The sequence below is a fragment of the Marinobacter sp. R17 genome, assembly GCF_003789045.1.
GTDB lineage: Bacteria > Pseudomonadota > Gammaproteobacteria > Pseudomonadales > Oleiphilaceae > Marinobacter_A > Marinobacter_A mangrovi.
Genome location: NZ_RHGZ01000001.1, coordinates 348,298 through 366,853, shown reverse-complemented (window position 1 = coordinate 366,853; position 18,556 = coordinate 348,298). Strand labels below are relative to the sequence as shown.

At 62.8% G+C, this 18,556-nt stretch carries 20 protein-coding genes; 6 read left to right on the top strand and 14 right to left on the bottom strand.

Annotated elements, in window-relative coordinates:
* The first annotated feature begins 169 nt into the window (after nucleotides 1-169).
* Nucleotides 170-304: a hypothetical protein gene (locus tag EB809_RS21155; RefSeq protein ID WP_263316956.1), complete on the top strand. Its 135-nt coding sequence runs from the start codon at nucleotides 170-172 to the stop codon at nucleotides 302-304.
* 6 nt (nucleotides 305-310) lie between these two features.
* Here the strand turns inward: EB809_RS21155 and EB809_RS01770 are convergent, their stop codons facing one another.
* Nucleotides 311-1,096, bottom strand: coding sequence for a ZIP family metal transporter (locus EB809_RS01770; RefSeq protein ID WP_123632926.1), 786 nt, complete (start codon nucleotides 1,094-1,096; stop codon nucleotides 311-313).
* Between the two features lie 290 nt (nucleotides 1,097-1,386).
* Between EB809_RS01770 and EB809_RS01765 the strand changes: the two genes are divergently transcribed.
* Complete coding sequence (locus tag EB809_RS01765; RefSeq protein ID WP_123632924.1) at nucleotides 1,387-2,052, top strand: hypothetical protein; 666 nt, start codon at nucleotides 1,387-1,389, stop codon at nucleotides 2,050-2,052.
* A gap of 102 nt (nucleotides 2,053-2,154) precedes the next feature.
* Nucleotides 2,155-2,814, top strand: coding sequence for a hypothetical protein (locus EB809_RS01760; protein WP_123632922.1), 660 nt, complete (start codon nucleotides 2,155-2,157; stop codon nucleotides 2,812-2,814).
* Nucleotides 2,815-2,820: 6 nt separating this feature from the next.
* Here EB809_RS01760 and EB809_RS01755 read toward each other — a convergent pair whose 3' ends face one another.
* The 3 genes from EB809_RS01755 to EB809_RS01745 all read right to left on the bottom strand — a co-directional run bounded on the left by EB809_RS01755 (nucleotide 2,821) and on the right by EB809_RS01745 (nucleotide 5,108).
* Entirely contained in the window at nucleotides 2,821-3,639 is an 819-nt protein-coding gene (locus tag EB809_RS01755) for a RimK family alpha-L-glutamate ligase (protein ID WP_123632920.1), read from the bottom strand.
* Between the two features lie 83 nt (nucleotides 3,640-3,722).
* Nucleotides 3,723-4,133, bottom strand: coding sequence for a DUF2721 domain-containing protein (locus EB809_RS01750; RefSeq protein ID WP_123632918.1), 411 nt, complete (start codon nucleotides 4,131-4,133; stop codon nucleotides 3,723-3,725).
* A 75-nt stretch (nucleotides 4,134-4,208) separates the two neighbouring features.
* Nucleotides 4,209-5,108 (bottom strand): metal-dependent hydrolase, encoded by a 900-nt coding sequence (locus EB809_RS01745; RefSeq protein ID WP_123632917.1) that lies wholly within the window; start codon nucleotides 5,106-5,108, stop codon nucleotides 4,209-4,211.
* A gap of 138 nt (nucleotides 5,109-5,246) precedes the next feature.
* Here EB809_RS01745 and EB809_RS01740 point away from each other — a divergent pair, with 138 nt between their 5' ends.
* Entirely contained in the window at nucleotides 5,247-5,711 is a 465-nt protein-coding gene (locus EB809_RS01740; RefSeq protein ID WP_223807763.1) for a DUF1772 domain-containing protein, read from the top strand.
* A gap of 360 nt (nucleotides 5,712-6,071) precedes the next feature.
* Here EB809_RS01740 and EB809_RS01735 read toward each other — a convergent pair whose 3' ends face one another.
* Both EB809_RS01735 and EB809_RS01730 read right to left on the bottom strand, forming a co-directional pair.
* Complete coding sequence (locus EB809_RS01735) at nucleotides 6,072-6,866, bottom strand: SDR family NAD(P)-dependent oxidoreductase (RefSeq protein ID WP_123632915.1); 795 nt, start codon at nucleotides 6,864-6,866, stop codon at nucleotides 6,072-6,074.
* A gap of 41 nt (nucleotides 6,867-6,907) precedes the next feature.
* A complete protein-coding gene (locus EB809_RS01730; protein ID WP_223807762.1) occupies nucleotides 6,908-8,134 on the bottom strand; it encodes an MFS transporter in 1,227 nt (408 codons plus the stop codon).
* A 117-nt stretch (nucleotides 8,135-8,251) separates the two neighbouring features.
* Between EB809_RS01730 and EB809_RS01725 the strand changes: the two genes are divergently transcribed.
* Entirely contained in the window at nucleotides 8,252-9,163 is a 912-nt protein-coding gene (locus tag EB809_RS01725; protein ID WP_123632913.1) for a LysR family transcriptional regulator, read from the top strand.
* A 25-nt stretch (nucleotides 9,164-9,188) separates the two neighbouring features.
* Here EB809_RS01725 and alr read toward each other — a convergent pair whose 3' ends face one another.
* The 3 genes from alr to EB809_RS01710 all read right to left on the bottom strand — a co-directional run bounded on the left by alr (nucleotide 9,189) and on the right by EB809_RS01710 (nucleotide 12,175).
* Complete coding sequence (gene alr, locus EB809_RS01720) at nucleotides 9,189-10,277, bottom strand: alanine racemase (protein ID WP_123632911.1); 1,089 nt, start codon at nucleotides 10,275-10,277, stop codon at nucleotides 9,189-9,191.
* 42 nt (nucleotides 10,278-10,319) lie between these two features.
* Nucleotides 10,320-11,579, bottom strand: coding sequence for a D-amino acid dehydrogenase (locus tag EB809_RS01715; protein WP_123632909.1), 1,260 nt, complete (start codon nucleotides 11,577-11,579; stop codon nucleotides 10,320-10,322).
* A 239-nt stretch (nucleotides 11,580-11,818) separates the two neighbouring features.
* Nucleotides 11,819-12,175, bottom strand: a complete 357-nt coding sequence (locus EB809_RS01710; RefSeq protein ID WP_123632907.1) for a RidA family protein — start codon at nucleotides 12,173-12,175, stop codon at nucleotides 11,819-11,821.
* Between the two features lie 182 nt (nucleotides 12,176-12,357).
* Here EB809_RS01710 and EB809_RS01705 point away from each other — a divergent pair, with 182 nt between their 5' ends.
* Nucleotides 12,358-12,846, top strand: a complete 489-nt coding sequence (locus EB809_RS01705; RefSeq protein ID WP_263316955.1) for a winged helix-turn-helix transcriptional regulator — start codon at nucleotides 12,358-12,360, stop codon at nucleotides 12,844-12,846.
* Nucleotides 12,847-12,863: 17 nt separating this feature from the next.
* Here the strand turns inward: EB809_RS01705 and EB809_RS01700 are convergent, their stop codons facing one another.
* The 5 genes from EB809_RS01700 to egtD form a co-directional block, all read right to left on the bottom strand.
* Nucleotides 12,864-13,907 carry an MBL fold metallo-hydrolase gene (locus tag EB809_RS01700; RefSeq protein WP_123632903.1) on the bottom strand — a complete coding sequence of 348 codons (1,044 nt, stop codon included), beginning with the start codon at nucleotides 13,905-13,907 and terminating at the stop codon, nucleotides 12,864-12,866.
* 103 nt (nucleotides 13,908-14,010) lie between these two features.
* A complete protein-coding gene (locus EB809_RS01695; RefSeq protein ID WP_123632901.1) occupies nucleotides 14,011-16,260 on the bottom strand; it encodes a hypothetical protein in 2,250 nt (749 codons plus the stop codon).
* Nucleotides 16,257-17,009: a TVP38/TMEM64 family protein gene (locus EB809_RS01690; protein WP_123632899.1), complete on the bottom strand. Its 753-nt coding sequence runs from the start codon at nucleotides 17,007-17,009 to the stop codon at nucleotides 16,257-16,259. The genes EB809_RS01695 and EB809_RS01690 overlap by 4 nt, the downstream gene beginning before the upstream one ends.
* Before the next feature lie 46 nt (nucleotides 17,010-17,055).
* On the bottom strand, nucleotides 17,056-17,400 hold the full coding sequence (locus EB809_RS01685) for an EF-hand domain-containing protein (RefSeq protein WP_190294802.1): 345 nt from the start codon (nucleotides 17,398-17,400) through the stop codon (nucleotides 17,056-17,058).
* 170 nt (nucleotides 17,401-17,570) lie between these two features.
* Nucleotides 17,571-18,554, bottom strand: a complete 984-nt coding sequence (gene egtD / locus EB809_RS01680) for an L-histidine N(alpha)-methyltransferase (protein WP_123632896.1) — start codon at nucleotides 18,552-18,554, stop codon at nucleotides 17,571-17,573.
* Nucleotides 18,555-18,556: the final 2 nt, after the last annotated feature.

Below are 18,556 nucleotides of genomic sequence, written 5' to 3'. Positions count from 1 at the left end.
TTACGGTGTTCTGATCGGGTCGGAGGCGTTGAACGAACTGCGAACGCGTTCACAGTCAGACCATACTAGAAAACGTCCGTGAATGAGCGAATCTTTCACAGAGTTAATCCGGTACGGGAACGTAACGGTCCAATCATCCTTCGATGCTACGCATCAGAGAGTCCGCCGGATGCAGCGGGAGTTCCTGTCCCACGGGGCACCGGCAGTCCGTCAGGGCCGAATGACGTCGAGTGATCGGCCGGGGCTGGGCGTCGAACCGGCCATCGGCCGGTTGGGCAAACTCCTGCGGCAATGGTTGGTGTGATTGGCGTCAGCCGAGCGTCGCGTCGAGGAACATCATCACCGCGAAACCGCCCAGTAGGGAAAACGTCGCCAGCGTGCGGTAATCATTGCGGTGGGTTTCCGGGATGATCTCGTCACTGATGATGAACAGCATGGCGCCGGCGGCGAAGCCCAGCGTCCAGGGCATGATGGGTTCGGCCAGCCAGACCATGCCGGCGCCGAAAATGCCGCCGATAGGTTCCACCAGACCGGTCAGCACGGCCAGACAGAAGGCCTGTAACCGGGAATGCTGGATGGTCAGTAACGAGACTGCCACCGCGAGGCCTTCCGGGATGTTCTGCAAGCCGATGCCGATCGCCAGCACAATCCCGTTGTTGAGATTGCCACCACCGAAACCGACGCCCACCGCCATGCCTTCTGGGAAGTTGTGCAGGGTAATGGCAATGATGAACAGCCAGATGCGCTTGATCCTGGCCCCTTCCGGCCCTTCGCGGCCCAACGCGAAGTGTTCGTGGGGCAGTCGCTGGTGAATCTGGTAAAGCAGCAGGGCGCCCATCAGGATGCCGGCGATCACCAGCAGGGCAGCGATCCAGGTGTGACCGGTGAGTTTTTCGCCGTATTCCAGGCCCGGCAGGAGCAGGGAAAAGAAAGAAGCGGCCAGCATCACGCCGGCGGCGGCACTGAGCAGGCTGTCCTGCAGCCGGTCGGACAGGCGTCGCACCAGAAACACACCGGCTGCGCCCAATGCGGTGCCGTTGCCGGCCAGAAAACTGGCGATGGATCCCTGCCAGACGATGCTCAGGTCCGTAAACATGTGACTCCCAGAATTTGTGGAACGGCGTTACTGCTTGGGTACGACGGAGTATGGCATTTCGGGTCGCCTACCGGCGCCTATCGCCTCGATAGGACCCGTGAGGCAGGCGGTTGATCTTCCCTCAAGGGCTGGTCATTACCTCCTGTTACGTCCTGCAACCAAATCATCACAGATTTCATTCAAACAGCTGCCTATTTTTTGAACATGCCTCGCCCAGTCTCCCTCCGGCGAAGCTCCCCAAGGACAATAAAACAGGACCGCGCCCCCCCAGGTTCTCAGGAGGCTATGGAATGGAAACACCGGTTGATGACCTGGACCAACGGCTCCAGGATGCCAGCGACCCGCTCACGGACATTATGCCCGCCGCGATCACCCTGGCGATGATGTGCCGCCACCGAACCATGGCCAACTGGCTGCGGACGGAATTCGACGGTTATCACGTCGGGAATCAGTTGCCGCCTTACCGGATCGGGTTACCCGGTCACATCGTGGCCCGTTCCCCCCAGTACGGCTGGATCCCGGCGCCGATCGACGACGACCAGAAAGAGACCCTGGGCCAGCAGGATCTGCACGACGGTGTGAAGTCGCTGGAAAAAATCTGCCTGGCCTGCAAGAAGGGCAGTGGCCACCGCATCGCCTACGATCCCGAGGTGTTGGCCGATCTGCAAAGCCGCATCAATCTGAGCGCTGAACTGGCGATCACCGTCTCCCGAGACACGTACTCTGACCTGTTGCGAGTGATCCGTTCGACGATCTATCTCTGGACCCAGTCCCTGATGGAGGCGGGCCTTGGCGGCGCCCACAATTCCCTGTCCAAAGAGGAGCGCGAACAGGTCGCCCACCTGGACGATCCCACTCTGTATTGGCGTCGGGCGATGACCGAAGTGGACAGCCTGCCGGTACCCGGCGTGCGGAATGTGGGCTTCCTGGAACGGTTGTTTGGTGGGGCGGGATAAACGGTCGGTCTTCGTTCAAAAGTCCGGTTAAGCAGCCGAATCAATCCAGGCTTCCCGTGGGTGCGCCATGGCGATTTAAAGCGATCGTGCTAGATTAACCCCATGCGATTCCGGATCACCCACAGGCGCATTACCTTTGCTCTGCAGCTTGTGCTGGCGGCGGAGGCGGCTTTTGCCCTCTGGGAAATGCATTGGCTGACCGCCGGCTTCACGTTGCTGATCATCGGCATCACGTTTTTCCCCGCGTTGCTGGAACGACGGTTCCGGATCTTCGTGCCGCCCCAGCTCCAGCTTTTGGCCATCCTGTTCGTGTTTGCCTCGCTGTTCCTCGGGGAAGTGCGGGGCTACTACATGCGCTACTGGTGGTGGGACGTGGCGCTGCACACCAGCTCCGGCTTCCTGCTGGGCATCGTCGGTTTCCTGCTGGTGCATATACTCAATGAGATCGAACGGATCGACATGCACCTCAAGCCGGGCTTTGTGGCGTTTTTCGCGTTCATGTTTGCGGTGGGGTGTGGTGCGCTTTGGGAAATCTTCGAATTCAGCATGGATCAGTTCTTCGACACCAACATGCAGAAGGCCATGCTGGGCGATCCGTCCGGCCTGACGGACACCATGTGGGACCTGATCGTCGATACCATCGGCGCGTTGGTGATTGCCGTGCTGGGCTGGCATTTCCTCAAGCACGGCCGACAGGAGTCGTTCCTGGAGCGCTGGATCAACGCCTTTATCGAGCGTAATCCGCGCTTCTTCGGGAACTGATCGGTTTCAGACGGCTTTCGGCAACGGCGGCACCGGATCCAGTGGCGTGTCCGGGTCCTTGGGGGTGTCGCACTCGCGGAGATAGCCGAGAATGGCTTCCTGCAGGGCGGTACCCCGGTTAAGGCCCAGGTTGCCAAACAGGCGGTTGAATTCCAGCACGTAGGGGTGGTTGCCCACCATCGCAATATCGAAGCCGGCGTGGTCGACGCCCAGATCCCGTGCCAGCGAAAGCGCCAGGTCGACGGCGGCGGCCGGCACGTCGGCCGTGTCGATGCGTCCCCCGCGAGCCACGTTGTTGTAGAAACCCTGCGCCGCCTGATGTCGCCAGTAGGCCGTCACCACCTTGTCTCCCACGATGACCACGCGGATGTCCCGGTCGATGGGCAGGTATTCCTGCGCGTAGAGGACCGTCGCCACCTCACAGTAACGCTGCCAGTCGGCGCGGTTTTCGATCAGCCACACGCCTTCGCCCATGCTGGCCTTGGGTGCTTTGGCGACAAAAGGCTGGGGCATCGAATCCCAGATCAGATCCCGTTCCTGGGGGCCATTGGGCTCGATCATCGTCCACGGGGTGTGGGCCGGTGCCACGGTCTGGAAGGCGCGGGTCATCTCGACCTTGTCATGGCCGATGCGGTAACTGGCTTCACTGGGAAACACGCGACAGCCCAGCCCATACACCAGGGCGTTGAGTTGCCAGTATTCCGGGAACAGGACCCAGTCGGCTTCGCTGAGCGCGTCCTTGTGTTTCAGGAAATGCTCCGGCTTGATCACTGTCGTGTCGGGAAAGCCCAGCGTGCGGAAAACATCGAATGAGAGACAGCGCATTGCCGTAAAGCCGGAAGCCAGAGTTGGGCGCATTTTAACCAGAATGCGGCAAAAGGGAAGCGCGTTTTTATCCGTATTCTGGCTCAGGAAGGGGTGGACGTGGAGCGATGTCGCGCCTCGAAATCCTCCAGTTCCACATTGATAGCGTTGGTGGAAATGATGATCTCGTACAGCGAGTAGAGCAGCGACAGCGACAGCAGCACCAGACTGATGCCGAAGCAGACCACACCCAGCCAGTGGGCGCCCATGAACAGCGCGAACATGGAAATGGTGCATAGCAGGAAACTGAGTACCCCGCAGGTCTGCATGCGTTTGGTCAATGTGATGCGCTTGCGCAATCCACCGATCTGGCGCGCCAGGATTTCATATTCCCGCTCGGTCTCCATCTGCTTCAGTTGGCGAATCAGCTGCGCCAGCACGAGAAACCGGTTGGTGTAGGCCAGAAGCAGCAGGGAAATGGCGGGAAACAGCAGCGCAGGCGTCGTCAGTGACAAGGCGGGCTCCTTGCTTGGGTGAAAAGGGATTGCCCGCTCATAGTGTAAGAATTTCCCGGTCCCGTCGAGAGGGACTCAGGCTGCCTGCTTCAACGGGTAGTGCGCCAACACCGCCAGGGCCTGTTGGGTATCGCCTTCCGACTCCGGGTGAAACCCCGGACGCATCCAGCGCAATGTGCCCTGAACCAGGGTACTGAAGGTGGGCACCCGCCGGCTTTGACGGCCGACTTTTTCGACTTCCCAGAGCACGCGCAGGAGAGAGGCTCGCCCCAAGCGCGCATTCCGATCCTCAGCATCCTGGCGGGCGAGGCCGCGGTAGCCATCCACCAGGAAATGCACGAATAGGGGAAACACAATCGCCATCAGCGCCTGGCGGCTGACGTAGAAGCCCAGCTGACTCTCGCACAGGTGAGCGTAGAGATCGTAGGCGACGCTGCGATGTTCGACTTCCTCGGCCAGGTGCCAGCGGAAGAGTGCCGTCACATCAGGGTCGCCATTGTCCCAACCGTCCGTGTTGAGGCTCCAGTCACCCAGCAGGCCGGTAAAATGCTCGATGGCAGCGACCAACCCAACGCGCAGTATCAGCCAGCGCTTTTCCAGGGAGGGGCGCTTCAGGCGCGTCACTCCCAGCGGTGTGTCGCCAAGCAACCGGTTGAAAAGCCAGTGGACCCGCTTCAATATCAGATCCACGTCGTATCCATTGTCGGCCAGCACTGCCTGACCGGCATCGTGAGCGCGCGCGTGGGAGGCTTCCTGGCGGATAAAGCCCTGAACCTCCTCGCGCAGCCGGTCGTCGGTGACCAGGGGCAGGGCCTTGTTGAAGACCCGGCAGAACCAGAGTTCGCCGGCAGGCAGCAGGAGATGGACGCCGTTGATCATCTGTGACGAGAAAGGATCGTCCGGGAGCCAGTGGACCGGACTGTCCTGCAGATCAAAGGTAACCTGTCGAGCTTTGAGCGTGTGTGGCGCGTTCATGGTGCATCTCCTGCAGACGTCATTGACGGGGTCTAATCTACGCCGGAGTCTCGGCAGGACCGTACGCGCCGCAGGACAGACTGTTGGGAGATCGGGACGACTCCACGTCCCGATGGGAGGAATCAGGGAGGAGCTATTGTGTCGTTCGTTATAGGGCTGACGGTGGTGACGGCGATGGGCTGCGGCCTGATTGCCGGCCTGTTTTTCGCGTTTTCCGTCGCCGTGATGGATGCCCTGGGCCAATTGGCCCCATCCGACGGCGTGGCGGCGATGCAGCGGATCAACCGGGTGATCGTGAATCCGGTTTTCCTGGGGGTGTTTTTCGGGACCGGCGCCCTTTGTCTGGCGCTGATGATGATCGCCGTACCCTGGCGGGGCGATACGGTGTGGCTGGTGCTCGGGGGCGTGCTGTACCTGGTGGGCAGCCTGGGCATCACGCTGATTTGCAACGTGCCGTTGAACAACCGCCTGGCGCGGGTTCCGGCCGATTCCCTGGAAGCCGATATCGTCTGGGCCGACTATCGCGCCCGCTGGACCCGGTGGAACCACGTGCGCACCGTGTCGTCGCTGCTGGCGTCGGCGTCGCTGGTGTTGGGGGTCTAGTGTCCCGTCTGGGTAATTCGTTGACCTACTGCGTACCGCTGACGTCTCTGGCCAAGGCGCCAGCCCGCCGGTGTGGTGGTTCCACATCCAGGGTTGGCAACGCAGGTCCAGAGGCGTCAGCGGTGCGCCCTTCGGGAGCGCCTGAACGCTTTGATAGCGGTGTTGCGGCAGCTCGATTTGGAACCACCGGAGCGCCGGCCGCCAAACCTTCGCTACCGCGCCTTGCTCTCAAAGCGTTCAGGCGCTCAGTAGATCAGCGAATTACCCAGACGGGACACTCGTGTCCCATCAGTTTAAAGAATGAACTCGATGGGACGCGGCCACTTTCCGTCCTGCAGGGCAGAAAGTGGCCGGGTTTCATCAGGCGATCGAGTCCACGACGCCGCCATCCACCCGCAGGGCCGCGCCCGTGGTGGCAGACGACAAGGGCGAGGCCACATACACCACCAGGTTGGCGACTTCATCCACCTCTGCCGGGCGCTGGATGATGGAACTGGGGCGCTCGGCCTTGACGAAGTCGATGGCGGTTTCCTGAACGCTCTTGCCGGACTTCTCGGCTGCCTCCTTGAGCATGCCTTCCACGCCTTCGGACATCGTGGGCCCGGGCAGTACCGAGTTCACAGTGACACCGGTGCCCGCCATGCGCTTGGCCAGTCCGCGGGACACCGACAGGTTGGCGGTCTTGGTGAAACCGTAGTGGATCATGTCCGCCGGAATGTTCAGCGCCGATTCCGAGGACAGGAAAATCACCCGACCCCAGCCTTTCTTCTCCATACCTGGCAGGTAGGCCCGTGACAGGCGCACGCCGGACATCACGTTGACGTCGAAAAACCGCTGCCACTCGTCGTCGGGCGTGTCGAAGAAGTCCTGAGGGCCGAAGATGCCCACGTTGTTGACCAGGATATCGGCGGTCGGCTCGGCTTCCACCAGCGCCTGGCAGCCTTCGGCGGTGCCCAGGTCGGCCGCCACCCCACGGACTTCGGCGCCGGGCGCGCTTTCCTGAACCTTCGCCACGGCGGCATCCACCGCCGCCTGTTTGCGACCGTTGACCACAACCGTGGCCCCACTGCCTGCCAGGCCCTTGGCGATGGCCAGACCGATGCCCTGTGTGGAACCGGTGACGATGGCGACTTTGCCCAGAAGATCAATGTTCATAGCAGACTCCTTTCAGGTTGGTGTTCAGGTTTCAGGGTGAATCAATCACTCGGACAGGCCGAGTCGAATGAAAGTTCGGGGCTCGTCCGGCGGCTCTCCTGGCGTAGGCTGAACAGGGCCGTCGCCACCGCAGCCAGCGGGATGATCGCGGCGACCCAGGGCAGTGCCGCCAGGCCCGGTCCCTGATCGATGACGGCGGCGCCCAGCCAGGCACCCAGGGCATTACCCAGGTTGAAGGCGGCAATGTTGACACTGGAGACCATACTCTGACCGGCCCCTTCGGCTTTTGACAACACCCACATCTGCAGTGGTGCGACGGTGGCGAAAGCGGTCACGCCCATCAGGCCCACGAAGAGTACGGTCAGCCATGGACTCTGGATGGCATAGGTCATCAGGCCCAGTGTGGCGGCAAGCGCCAGCAGGCTGCCGAGTACTGTGGCGACCAGGTGGCGGTCGGCCAGACGCCCTCCCAACAGGTTACCGATGATCAGGCCGCCACCAAAGACCAGCAGGATGGGGGAGACGGTCGAGGCTGCAAACCCGGTGATCTGCGTCAGGATCGGGGCGATGTAGGTGAACACCGCGAATACACCGCCAAAGCCCAGCACCGTGGTGAGCAACCCCAGCACGACCGGCGGTCGGCTCAGGGCACGTAGGTCGGCCCGCCAATCAGGTGTTTCCGGGGCTTCCCGGTCTTTCGGGACGAAGAGGGCAATGACGGCGAGCGCGGCGACGCCCACCAGGGTGACGGCCCAGAAGGTGGCGCGCCAGTCGATGGTCTGGCCCAGCCAGGTGCCGAACGGTACGCCCAGGATGTTGGCCACCGTCAGGCCGGTAAACATGACCGCGATGGCCGACGCCTTACGTTCCGGTGCGACCAGCCCGGTGGCCACGATCGATCCGACGCCGAAGAAGGTGCCGTGGGCAAACGCCGTGATGACGCGGGCCACCATCAGGACTTCGTAGTTGGGCGCCAAGGCGCAGGCCGCGTTGCCCAGGGTGAAGACCACCATCAGGATCAACAGGGTCAGCTTGCGCGGCCAGGCGGCCGTGAGCGTGGTCATCACCGGTGCGCCGACGACCACACCCAGGGCGTAGCCGGAAATCAGCAGGCCGGCGGAAGAGATCGTGACGTCCAGGTCGGTGCTGACGTCCATCAGCAGACCCATGATGACGAATTCGGTGACGCCAATGCCGAAAGCGCCGACGGTGAGAGCCAGCAACGCAATAGGCAGGCGCGGGGATGGTGTGTAGGGGTTAGAGGTCATGGTGTGCTTATCCGTGTCCTTCGCAATGCGCAATGAATGATGAACGCTATTGTCTTGGCTGGAAGGGCGTCTGATAATTGGGGTAATCGATAAAACACTTTCAAACAGAATTTGAAAATGACCAATCTTGGAGATCTGAGACTGTTCGTGGAGGCGGCCCGGCTGGGCTCGCTCAGCGCGGCGGCCCGCAACCTGGAACGCTCGCCCGCAGCCGCCAGTGCCAGCCTCAAACGGCTGGAGGCGGAGCTGGGTGTGCGGCTGGTGGCGCGCAACACACGTAACCTGCGCCTGACGCCGGAAGGGCTGCTGTTTCGCGAACGGGTGGCGCCGGGGCTCACGTTGATCGACGAGGCGCGGCATTCGGTGAGTCATGACTGCGCCGAAATCAGCGGTGAAATCCGCTTTACGGCGCCGGTGGATTTTGCCCGGCAGTGGCTGCGTCCGCTGATGGATGAATTCCGGGGCCTGCATTCGCAGGTGCGTTTTATCCTGCAGGCGGGGGATTCCATGCGGGATCTGGTGTCCGAGCCGCTGGATCTGGCCATTCGCTACGGGGAGCTGCCGGACTCCGCCCTGGTTGCCCGTCGTCTGCTGGACAACCGCCGCATCGTGGTGGGGTCGCCGGACTACTTTGCCCGCCATGGCCGGCCCAGCCATCCGCAGGATCTGGCCCATCACAACTGCGTCACCTATTTTTTCGGCGGCAGCGCCTATCGGCGCTGGTCGTTCCGGCGCGGCAGCGACACCGTGGTGGTGGAGGTGAGCGGTGACTGCACCAGCAACGATGGTTCCATCGTGCGGGACTGGGCACTGGATGGCGTCGGCCTGGCTTACAAGAGCGAGCTGGACGTCAAGGCAGACCTGCTGGCGGGTCGCCTGGAACCGGCCTTCCGCGACTGGCGCGGCGACTCGGTTCCCCTTAACGCCGTGTATCCGGGAACCGGTCCACGGCCCGTGCGGGTACGCCAGTTTGTGGATTTCCTGCGGGAACGACTCAAGGCCCAGCAGGCGACAGGGCCCGGCACCTGACGGACTGGTGCGGCGGGAGCCTCCGTCAATCGCCCCGGTACACCCGCGGCACCCGCCGGGTGACGCCGGTGAACAGATGATAGGCAATGGTGTCGCAGCAGGCCGCCACCTCGTTGGCGCTCAGGTGTTTGCCCCAGAGCTCCACATCACTGCCGGTGCCGGTCTCTGGCAGGTCGGTCAGGTCCACGGTCAGCATGTCCATGGACACCCGACCCGCCAGTGCGGCGCGCTTTCCGTCGATCAGGATCGGCGTGCCTTCGATCGCCTGGCGCGGATAGCCGTCGGCGTAGCCCATTGCCACCGTGCCAATGCGGCAGCGTCGGGTGGCCACGAAACGCGCGCCATAACCGACCTGTTCGCCCGGTTCGACCCAACGGGTGGCAATGACCCGGCTTTTCAGCGTCATCGCGGCCTGGAGCTGGCGGCTGTGGCCGTTGTCCTGCTCCAGGGGCGATGCGCCATAGAGCATGATGCCCGGCCGCTGCCAGGTCCGCCGGGCCGGTTCGTGATCCAGCAGTCCGGCGGAGTTGGCCACGCTGGTTTCCACCCCTGGCGCTCTCAATGCCGCCGGCAATCGCTCGATCTGACTGGCCACAGAAATCCCCCGGGAGGCCATCAGATCGGCGTTGGCCAGGTGGCTCATCACCACGACGCGCCCGACCTGGGGTAGCGACTGCAGGCGCTGATAGGCGGCGACGGCCCGATCGGGTGTGAATCCCAGACGGTGCATCCCGGTATCCACCTTCAGCCAGACCGTCAGCGGCATCGAAACTGAGGCGAGCTCAATCTGGTCCAGTTGTTCCGCGCTGTGGACGGCGGTCCAGAACCCCTCACGGGCGATGACGTCCAGTTCGCCGGCTTCGAAGAAGCCTTCCAGCAGCAGGATCGGGTGTCGGATACCGGCCTGGCGGAGTGCGACGGCTTCCTCAATGGAGGCCACGGCAAACGCTTTGGTCTGATCTGCCAGGCTGTGGGCGACCCGGGTGGCGCCGTGACCATAGGCGTCGGCTTTGACGACGGCCAGCGTGTTGCTGTCCGGCGCCAGTGAGGCGGCCAGGCGGAAGTTGGCGCGGATGCTGTCCAGGTCGATCTCGGCAACGGCCGGTCTGGCCATGGGATTACCTCAATGGTTCGATGAGTGTTGGATGCGACGGCCTTAAGACAGATAACGCTGGATGGTCAGACCGTCCGTCGCGATATCCGGAGTCCGTCCGTTCACGATGTCGGCGACCAGCCGGGCCGATCCCTGCGACATGGTCCAGCCCAGGGTGCCGTGGCCGGTGTTCATGTACAGGTTGCGCAGGGGCGTCTCGCCGATGACCGGCACGCTGTCCGGCGTCATCGGGCGCAGGCCGCACCAGAAACGTGCGTTGTCCAGATCGCCGGCTCCCGGGAACAGGTCGTTCACGACGAAAGCGGTCGGCTTACGGCGTTTTTCCTGGAGGCTGAGATCGAAGTCCGCAATCTCGGCGGTACCGCCCACCCGGATGCGGTCATCGAAGCGGGTGACGGCCACCTTGAACGCTTCGTCCATCACGGTGGATTGTGGGGCACGATCGGCGTCCAGAATCGGCAGCGTCAGGGAATAGCCCTTGATGGGATAAATCGGCAGGCGGAAGCCCAGTGGGTTCAGCAACAGCGGGGAGTAGCTCCCCAGCGCCATCACAAAGGCATCGGCCTGGATCGTTCCGTGGGAGGTGCGTACGCCGCTGATGCGATCACCATCGGTTTCCAGGGCCTCGATGGTGGTGTTGAACCGGAACTCAACACCGGCCTCAGCGCAGTGCCGGGCCAGCCCCTTGGTGAATTTGTTGCAGTCGCCCGTGCCGTCCTGCGGAAAGCGCAGTCCGCCCACGAACTTGTCGGGTACGTTGGCCAGGGCGGGTTCATGGCGAATGCAGCCGGCATGATCGATCACCTCGTGTTCCACACCGCAGGCCCGCAACGACGCCAGATCGGCGCCGATGGAATCCATTTTCTGCTGATCGCGGAATAATTCGATCGTGCCGCGGTTGCGGTGATCGAAGTCCAGCGGGACCTGTTGGGTCAGCTCGGCCAGGCAGGTCCGGCTGTACTCGGAAATGCGCAGCATCCGCTGCTTGTTGATCTGGTAGGCCTGCTCGTTGCATTGCCCCAGCATGCGGAACAGCCAGCCGGCGGTACGCGGATTGAGGGAGCTTTTGCTGACCAGGATGGGCGCCATGTCCTGCATCATCCATTTCATCGCCTTGAACGGCACACCGGGCGCGGCCCAGGGGCTGGTGTAGCCGAAGGACAGCATGCCGGCATTGCCGAAGCTGGTTTCGTCCGCCACCGTCTCACGCCGCTCGACGACCGTCACCTCATGCCCGGATTGAGCCAGGTACCAGGCCGTGGATACGCCCGCTACGCCGCCTCCCAGAACCGCAATTTTCATCGCCCATGCACTCCCATCGTTGTCCTGATAGCAACCTGGTTGCCGTGTCTTTAACGGAATTCTAATGGAAGTGTTGGATGAAAAAGCTTCAAAAAAAGTTATTTTGCAGTGCTATTAACTGGAAAAAATAATTTTATTAGTTGATAGCGCTTTTGGGTTAGAGGGAAGGACAAGGCAGACGCACAGAGGGCAGGCAAGCCGCCTACCCTTGGGCAGGCGGTGGGCGCTGAAGAGGGGGCTTAGCTGTTCTCGGCAGCAACGACCGACATTTCCACCAGAATCGGCGGCCGTGCCATGTGCGCTTCGACACAGGCGCGGGCGGGTTTGGGCAGGTCGGCAAACCAGGCATCCCACACCTCATTCATGGCAGCAAAGTCGGCCATGTCGCGGATGTAGATGGTGACGGACAGCATCCGGTCGACGCCGCTGTTGGCCTCTTCGAGCAGGTCCCGGATCTTGCCCAGACAGCGTTCCGTCTGCTCGCGGATGTCCCAGGCCTCGTCTCCGGCGGTCTGGCCGCACAGGTAGACGACACCCTGGTGCTTGACGATGCGGCTCATACGCTCGGTGGAGTGGATGCGTTCGATCTCGGACATGGTGGGCTCCTCTCAATCATTGGGGATAGGGTTGGCCCTATTCTAGTACAGGTAACGGCATGAAAATGCCGGATAAACCGAACCGGTCCAGTGAAATCATCTGCTATCGGTTATGATGGCAGGCGAAACCTCCGGGTAATCGTCTTTACCCCGGGCCAATGCCTACCCTCTGGAGTCAAGCTGTGCCGACGGATAAGAAAAAACGCACCCTCGATCGTCTGGATCGTCGCATTCTCGCCGCCTTGCAGGACGATGGCCGCCTGAGCTATGTCGACCTGGCCGAGCGGGTCGGACTCAGCTCAACGCCCTGTATCGAGCGGGTTCGCCGGCTTGAGAAAGACGGCTATATCGAAGGCTATTACGCCCGCCTCAATCCGGACCTGCTGGGATTCTCGATGCTGGTGTTCGTGGAGATCTCGTTGTCCTACCAATCCCGGGACGCCTTCGAGAAATTCAACGAAGCGGTGGAAAAACTGCCGTTCATGCTGGAGTGTCACCTGGTTTCCGGGGACGCGGACTACCTGATCAAGGCCCGGATCAGCGATATGTCCGAGTACCGGGCCTTGCTGGGGGAAATGCTGCTGGTCCTGCCGGGGGTGAAGAACTCCAAGAGCTACATCGTCATGGAAGAAGTGCAGGAGTCGATGCGTTTGCCGATTGACGTCAGCTGACGAGCACGGCGCCGCGATCAGGCTGCGCCATCGGCCAGTGTTCCGGTCTCACGATCCTGATTGACCTCGGCCGGAAACGCATGCGTCTCCCCATGCTGCATAACACGGAAATCCGCCTCGGCGACGCCTTGGCCCTCCAGGGCCTGCTGCAGGCGGCGAGGCGGTTCATCCATGGGCTCATCGGTCAGCACGAACGTACCCCAGTGCATGGCGACGGACTGTTGAGCGCCGATGTCCTTGTGGATATGCACCGCCTCTTCCGGTGACACATGGACTGGCGACATGAACCAGCGTGGCTCATAGGCACCGATCGGCAGCAGCGCCAGGTCGATCGGTGCGAACAGATCGCCAATCTGGCGGAAGACACCGCCGTACCCGGTGTCGCCGCCGAAATACAGCCGGTAACCGTCTATCTCGATCAGCCAGCTGCCCCACAGCGTGGCGTTGCCATCCCGTGGCCCGCGACCGCTGAAGTGCTGGGTGGGGAGAAAGAACACCTCGTCGTCGTCCGATAGCACCCGGGACTCCCACCAGCCCAGTTCCACCAGGTTTTGGATGCCGCGTTTCTCGAACCAGGGACGCAAACCGGTCGGAATGCAGAAGCACAGGGCGTCGCCGAAGCGGCGGTGCAGCTGGCGCACCGTGTTTTCGTCCAGGTGGTCGTAATGGTTGTGGGAAATGAGTACGCGATGGATGGTGGGCAGGGCAGCCACGTCCAGCGGCGGTGGTGTGTAGCGCTTGGGGCCGACAAAGGTGAACGGACTGGCGCGCTCGGACAAAACCGGATCGGTCAGCACATTAATCCCGCCGTACTGGAACAGGAACGAAGCGTGCCCCAGCCAAGTCAGTTGGGGCGCTTCTGGCGGCTGGTTGAGGCGGTGGGCGTCCGGACGCAGCACGTTGTAACGCTTGCCCTTGGGAAAGCGGCGGCCGGGGCCCAGTTGCCAGCGCAGGAAGTCGCCCAGACCATGGCTCACCGTGGGTTCAATATTGCGGAAACGGTGACCTGTCGGGCCATGTTGGGCGGCCAGAGCGGCCAGTTTCTCACGATCAATGGGCATGGTCTGGTTCCTGAGTGCGACCGGCATGATTCTGCGAGCTTGCGTGACGTGGCCGGGCAATGCAACGGGTCAGCTCGCCCCCGGTTCAATCTGGCTGGCCCGCTCAGGCCGGTTGCCCTTGGCGGTCCAGGTGAACCGAACCCGCCCCGGCCGGAACCAGCACCGGATGATGTTGAGGCATCTCCACTGCCATTTCCGGTGCCTCGTCGTGCCAGTCGGCGGTCCAGCTGACCCGGGGCCTGCCGTCCCCCGGCTCGATCCGGATGGTGATTGCGCCAAAACGTGTGGGTGCCGGACCAAACCGGATCGGCTGCGACTGCTCAAGCCAGCGCGACGGGATGCCGGCGCACAGGATCAGCCGGTCGCCTTCTTCCCGCATGAAGCAGTTGCGGACCATCAACACCCATTCGGCCGAGGCCCAGACGTGATGGCCATCCCCCATGCAACCGCCGCCGGTGCCGGGGTGGATGGCTTCGGGCCACTGTCCGGTGGGTGAGGCCAGGTCGGCGACGGTGTCCATCAGGTCCAGGTAACGGGGATCGCCGGCCCTCAGCAGCACCTGTGCCACATGCAGGGTGAGATAGGCGTTCAGCCCGGAGTGAATCATGTCCTGGTAAAAGGCGCCGTTGACGAAGCAGCGCTCCAGCAGGAATTCCACACAATCCAGCAGGCGGGGATCATCCGGCTCGCAAAGCTGGGTCGGATAGCCCAGCGCCAGCGAGCCGATCGCTCCCGCATCCAGGCGACGATAGGGCGAAGCCGGCATGCCCAGGCGACCCAACCGGTTCTGGCAACGTACCAGGCTGCGGTCCACCGCGCGCGTGAAATCGTCAGCGCCCTGACGGAAAGAGTGGCTGTCCTCCGGGGCGCGCTCGGCGGTCAGCTCGGCCGCCGCCTGCAGCCCGGCAATGCCCCAGAAATCATCCCAGAAGTAATAGTCGTTGGGCCCCAGGTGTTCGGCACTGAAACCGGCGGGCAACAGACCGGCATGGGGCGCGTCCAGGTTGTCGTCCAGGCGTTTGCGGATGATCCATTGGGCGCCGCGGCGTATCGGGTCCAGCCAGTGGGCGTCAGGCTTCTGGCCGGTCAGGTCGAAATACTGCTTGAGGATCCACAGCACCTCGCCGTTGGCGTCCCATTCGCCTTCCTGGGAGCGGAAATAGCCCCGTGGCGTCTGGCGCTCCGGGAAGCGGGCCAGCGCCCGTTCGGCGCGCCGGGTCAGGCCCAGGTTGAGCAAGGCATTGATGATGAACGCGGCATCCCGGAACCAGAAGCGCTTGTAGGTGAAGGGGCCGGGGTAGACGTCGTCCGGTGAATGCAGGATCAGCGACGCGACGGCGGCGTCATAGAGGAACTGGTAGCGGGGTTCCGGGCACTCCAGCCGGGCGTGATCTTCCCGTTCCTCGCGCCAGGCGTGAAGGGAAGGCAGGCGGGCGGTCTGATCGGTCAGTGGGACGCTGGCCGTGACTTCGGTGGTTTCGCCCGCCTTGACCGGAAACAGGGCGGCGGCGGTCACCATGCCCACGTCGCACACGCCGCGGGTCTGGTCATCCCGGTCCTCCAGGTGGATATGCACATCCCCCTGCCGGTAATCGGACACGTGGTGCGTGTTGGCCGGCTTGCTGAACGTGACGTGACGCTTGCCGTCGACGATCCAGGCATTGCGGTCGTCTGAGAGCTGTACCTTGTGGATGAAGCTGATCCCCTCGGGATTATAAGGGCGCAGGGACAGGACCAGGCTGGTATCGCAGTCGGCATGGGCCCGCAGGCGCAACTTGCACACCGGTACGCCGTTTTCGACGGTCACCCAGGCGTGGCTGGTCAGGCGCAGGCCATTCAGGGCGCTGTCGGTGGTCACGCTGACGCCGTCGTCCAGGGATTGCCACTGTTTGCAGTCCCTCAGGCGGGACGGCAACAGGCAGCGCCCGTCTTTCGCCAGCAGCCAGCCGTCCAGGGACCAGCTGTCGAAAAAGGGCGTCAGCAGGCCGCGGGGATCGACGACTGGCAGCTCGTCGCAGTCCGGATGACCGATAGCGGTCCAGTTGCGATGCGTCAGGTTGATGTGGGTGATGGAAAAGGCGCGCGGCACGAACGAGGCATCCAGCGGGTCGAATTGACGCTCGATCCAGTAAGGCCAGACCCAATCGAGGTTGTGTTGCACGACGCGGCTGTTGATCAGCCCCCGGGCATGGAAGACCACGCCGGCCCGAAGCAGCTCGATCGGTTCGCCGACTTCGGAAGGTTGCGCGAATTTGTGCAGGCGCGCCAGCAGGCCAATCGGGTCCAGGAAACCATGCTTGCGGGCCACGTAGCGCACCACGAAGCGCCAGGGAAGCCATTTGAGCCAACTCACGGGGTGTCCTCCACGATCTCTTCCTGTTCGGTATAGCGGGCCAGGGCGCGGCGGGCCAGCCGATTGAGGTAGATGACGGCGATCACCGTGCCGACGAAGCCGGCGCCGTAGATCGACCATTCCAGCGGGGTGCGCCCGGTCTCCCGAACGCCCAGCGTCGTCAGGTCGGCGGCCAGCGAGCCGAGATACACGTTATGCAGCGAGAAGGGGATGTAGCCCAGCAGACAACCGAAGAAGAAACCGCGGAACGAGAAATGAGTCAGCCCGAAAAAGAAGTTGGACAGCTTACTGGGAAAGAATGGAATCAGCCGCGTCAGCAGGACGATCTTCCAGCCGTTGGGTGTCATTTCGTCGCTCATCACCCGCAAGTGTGCCCGGGTCATGACGAATTGACGCGCCCGTTCACCAAACAGGTAGCGGGCGATCAGGAACGCCAGGCAGGCGCCCAGCACCGTGCCGGCGACCACGTAGACCGTGCCCTTGAAGACGCCGAACACAAAACCGGCGCCGGTGGTGAACAGGACCCCGGGCAACAGCAGGACCATCACCGCGGCCATGATCAGGATGAACAGAAGCGGTGCCCAGGCGCCCTGGGCGTCGAACCATTGCAGCAGATCCACCACCCGTTCATGGATACCCAGGGCGTACAGGATCGCCAGCAGGATCGCGACAAACACGATGCTCGCCGCAATCCCCAGCAACGGGGACTTCTTCCAACCGGCCCGTCGTTCCAGTTCAGCCTGTTCCATGTGTGTGGGCACCTCCCGGCAAGCTCTGCTCTGGGCCGCTCTGCGGTTATTTGTCGCCGTTAAACTCTTCGCGGGTGACCACCCCGTCGTCGTTGCTGTCGTGTTTCTCCAGCAGCGAGGAGGGGGCATCGCCGGAAGACGTCTTCGCTCCGCCGGCCGCACTCTCGCCATAAGGCGTCAGCTCATCGCCGCTGAGCACGCCGTCGTCGTTGGTGTCCAGTTGTTCGAAGGTGGTCTGGTCCAGTGCGCCGCGATCCATGCCCAGCCCCCAGATGTGGGAGTTGCTTTCCTGCGCCGGTTCGCCGGTGGCGGCGTCACCGGCGCCCAGAGCCGGCATCGCCAGCAGGCTCGCTGTGAATGCCAGGGCAAGGGTCGTTAATGAGATCTTCATAAGCACCCCCTTCGTGAGATCGTCGAACCGAGGACGCGACAACGTCCTCTGAAAAAAGACTCTCTGACTATCACTGTGGTGCAGGATCGGGCTTGTCTCAACCCGTCTTACGGAATGGCAATGGCCCACGCGGATCTCCGCCGGCATCCGCGCAGGCCATCCCGTCCCTGTCAGAGCGGCATAGCCCGGCAGAAGTAGACCGAGAACAGGGACTGGGCATCGCTCCACTCGGATTCCACCCGGAACCCGGTGGTCCGCGCCAGCCGGTCGAACTGGTCGTGGGTGTATTTGTAGGAGTTTTCCGAATGGATGGTTTCCCCCTCGCGAAAGGTGATGGCCTCGCCGGCGCAATGGACCATCTGGTCGCACTCGCTGCGCAGATGCATCTCGATCCGTCGCGCGTCCGTGTTGTAGAACGCCCGGTGACTGAACCGGTTCGTGTCGAAGTCGGCGGGCAGGATGCGGTTCAGGTGGGTCAGGGCATTGAGGTTGAACGCCGCGGTGACGCCGGCCTGGTCGTTGTAGGCGGCATCCAGTATGCGGGTGTCCTTGTGCCGGTCCACCCCGATCAGCAGGCCGCCGTCGTCGCCCACCAGATGCCGCACCGCAGACAAAAAGCGTTGTGCCATGGCGGGACTGAAATTGCCCAGCGTCGATCCCGGGAAGAAGACAACCCGGCGACCTGAGCTGTCGGGCAAAGGCAACTTATCCAGCTGCGAAAAGTCGGCGCACACCGCCTGGATATCCAGGTCCGGAAAGGCCTGGGCGACTTCTCCGGCCGAGTTCAGCAGGAAGTCGGCGGAAATATCCATCGCCAGGTAGTGGGCCGGTTGCAGGACATCCAGTAACAGGCGGACTTTCTCGCAGCTGCCGCAGCCGGGCTCGATCAGCGTCGCATCCGGCCCCAGATGATCGGCAATTTCGCCGGCCTTGTTGCGCAGCACCATGCGCTCGCTGCGGGTGGGGTAGTACTCCGGCTGCTCCGTAATGGCCTCGAAAAGCTGCGAGCCCTGCTCGTCGTAGAAGAACTTCGGGCTCAGGGTTTTCTGGGGTTGGTTGAAGCCGCTCAGTACCTCGGCAACCAGATCGTGCCGGGGCGGGTGCATGTTGGTGTAGGTAATGCGCGGGTCGATAGCGGTGGCGGTATTGGGCACGG

Coding starts and splice junctions, on each gene's coding strand:
- EB809_RS21155 (WP_263316956.1), top strand. CDS start 170: ATGCAGCGGGAGTTCCTGTCCCACGGGGCACCGGCAGTCCGTCAGGGC.
- EB809_RS01760 (WP_123632922.1), top strand. CDS start 2,155: ATGCGATTCCGGATCACCCACAGGCGCATTACCTTTGCTCTGCAGCTT.
- EB809_RS01710 (WP_123632907.1), bottom strand. CDS start 12,175: ATGTCCGAGATCGAACGCATCCACTCCACCGAGCGTATGAGCCGCATC.
- EB809_RS01730 (WP_223807762.1), bottom strand. CDS start 8,134: ATGACCTCTAACCCCTACACACCATCCCCGCGCCTGCCTATTGCGTTG.
- EB809_RS01725 (WP_123632913.1), top strand. CDS start 8,252: ATGACCAATCTTGGAGATCTGAGACTGTTCGTGGAGGCGGCCCGGCTG.
- EB809_RS01770 (WP_123632926.1), bottom strand. CDS start 1,096: ATGTTTACGGACCTGAGCATCGTCTGGCAGGGATCCATCGCCAGTTTT.
- EB809_RS01685 (WP_190294802.1), bottom strand. CDS start 17,400: ATGAAGATCTCATTAACGACCCTTGCCCTGGCATTCACAGCGAGCCTG.
- EB809_RS01715 (WP_123632909.1), bottom strand. CDS start 11,579: ATGAAAATTGCGGTTCTGGGAGGCGGCGTAGCGGGCGTATCCACGGCC.
- EB809_RS01700 (WP_123632903.1), bottom strand. CDS start 13,907: ATGCCCATTGATCGTGAGAAACTGGCCGCTCTGGCCGCCCAACATGGC.
- EB809_RS01690 (WP_123632899.1), bottom strand. CDS start 17,009: ATGGAACAGGCTGAACTGGAACGACGGGCCGGTTGGAAGAAGTCCCCG.
- EB809_RS01735 (WP_123632915.1), bottom strand. CDS start 6,866: ATGAACATTGATCTTCTGGGCAAAGTCGCCATCGTCACCGGTTCCACA.
- EB809_RS01745 (WP_123632917.1), bottom strand. CDS start 5,108: ATGAACGCGCCACACACGCTCAAAGCTCGACAGGTTACCTTTGATCTG.
- EB809_RS01765 (WP_123632924.1), top strand. CDS start 1,387: ATGGAAACACCGGTTGATGACCTGGACCAACGGCTCCAGGATGCCAGC.
- alr (WP_123632911.1), bottom strand. CDS start 10,277: ATGGCCAGACCGGCCGTTGCCGAGATCGACCTGGACAGCATCCGCGCC.
- EB809_RS01755 (WP_123632920.1), bottom strand. CDS start 3,639: ATGCGCTGTCTCTCATTCGATGTTTTCCGCACGCTGGGCTTTCCCGAC.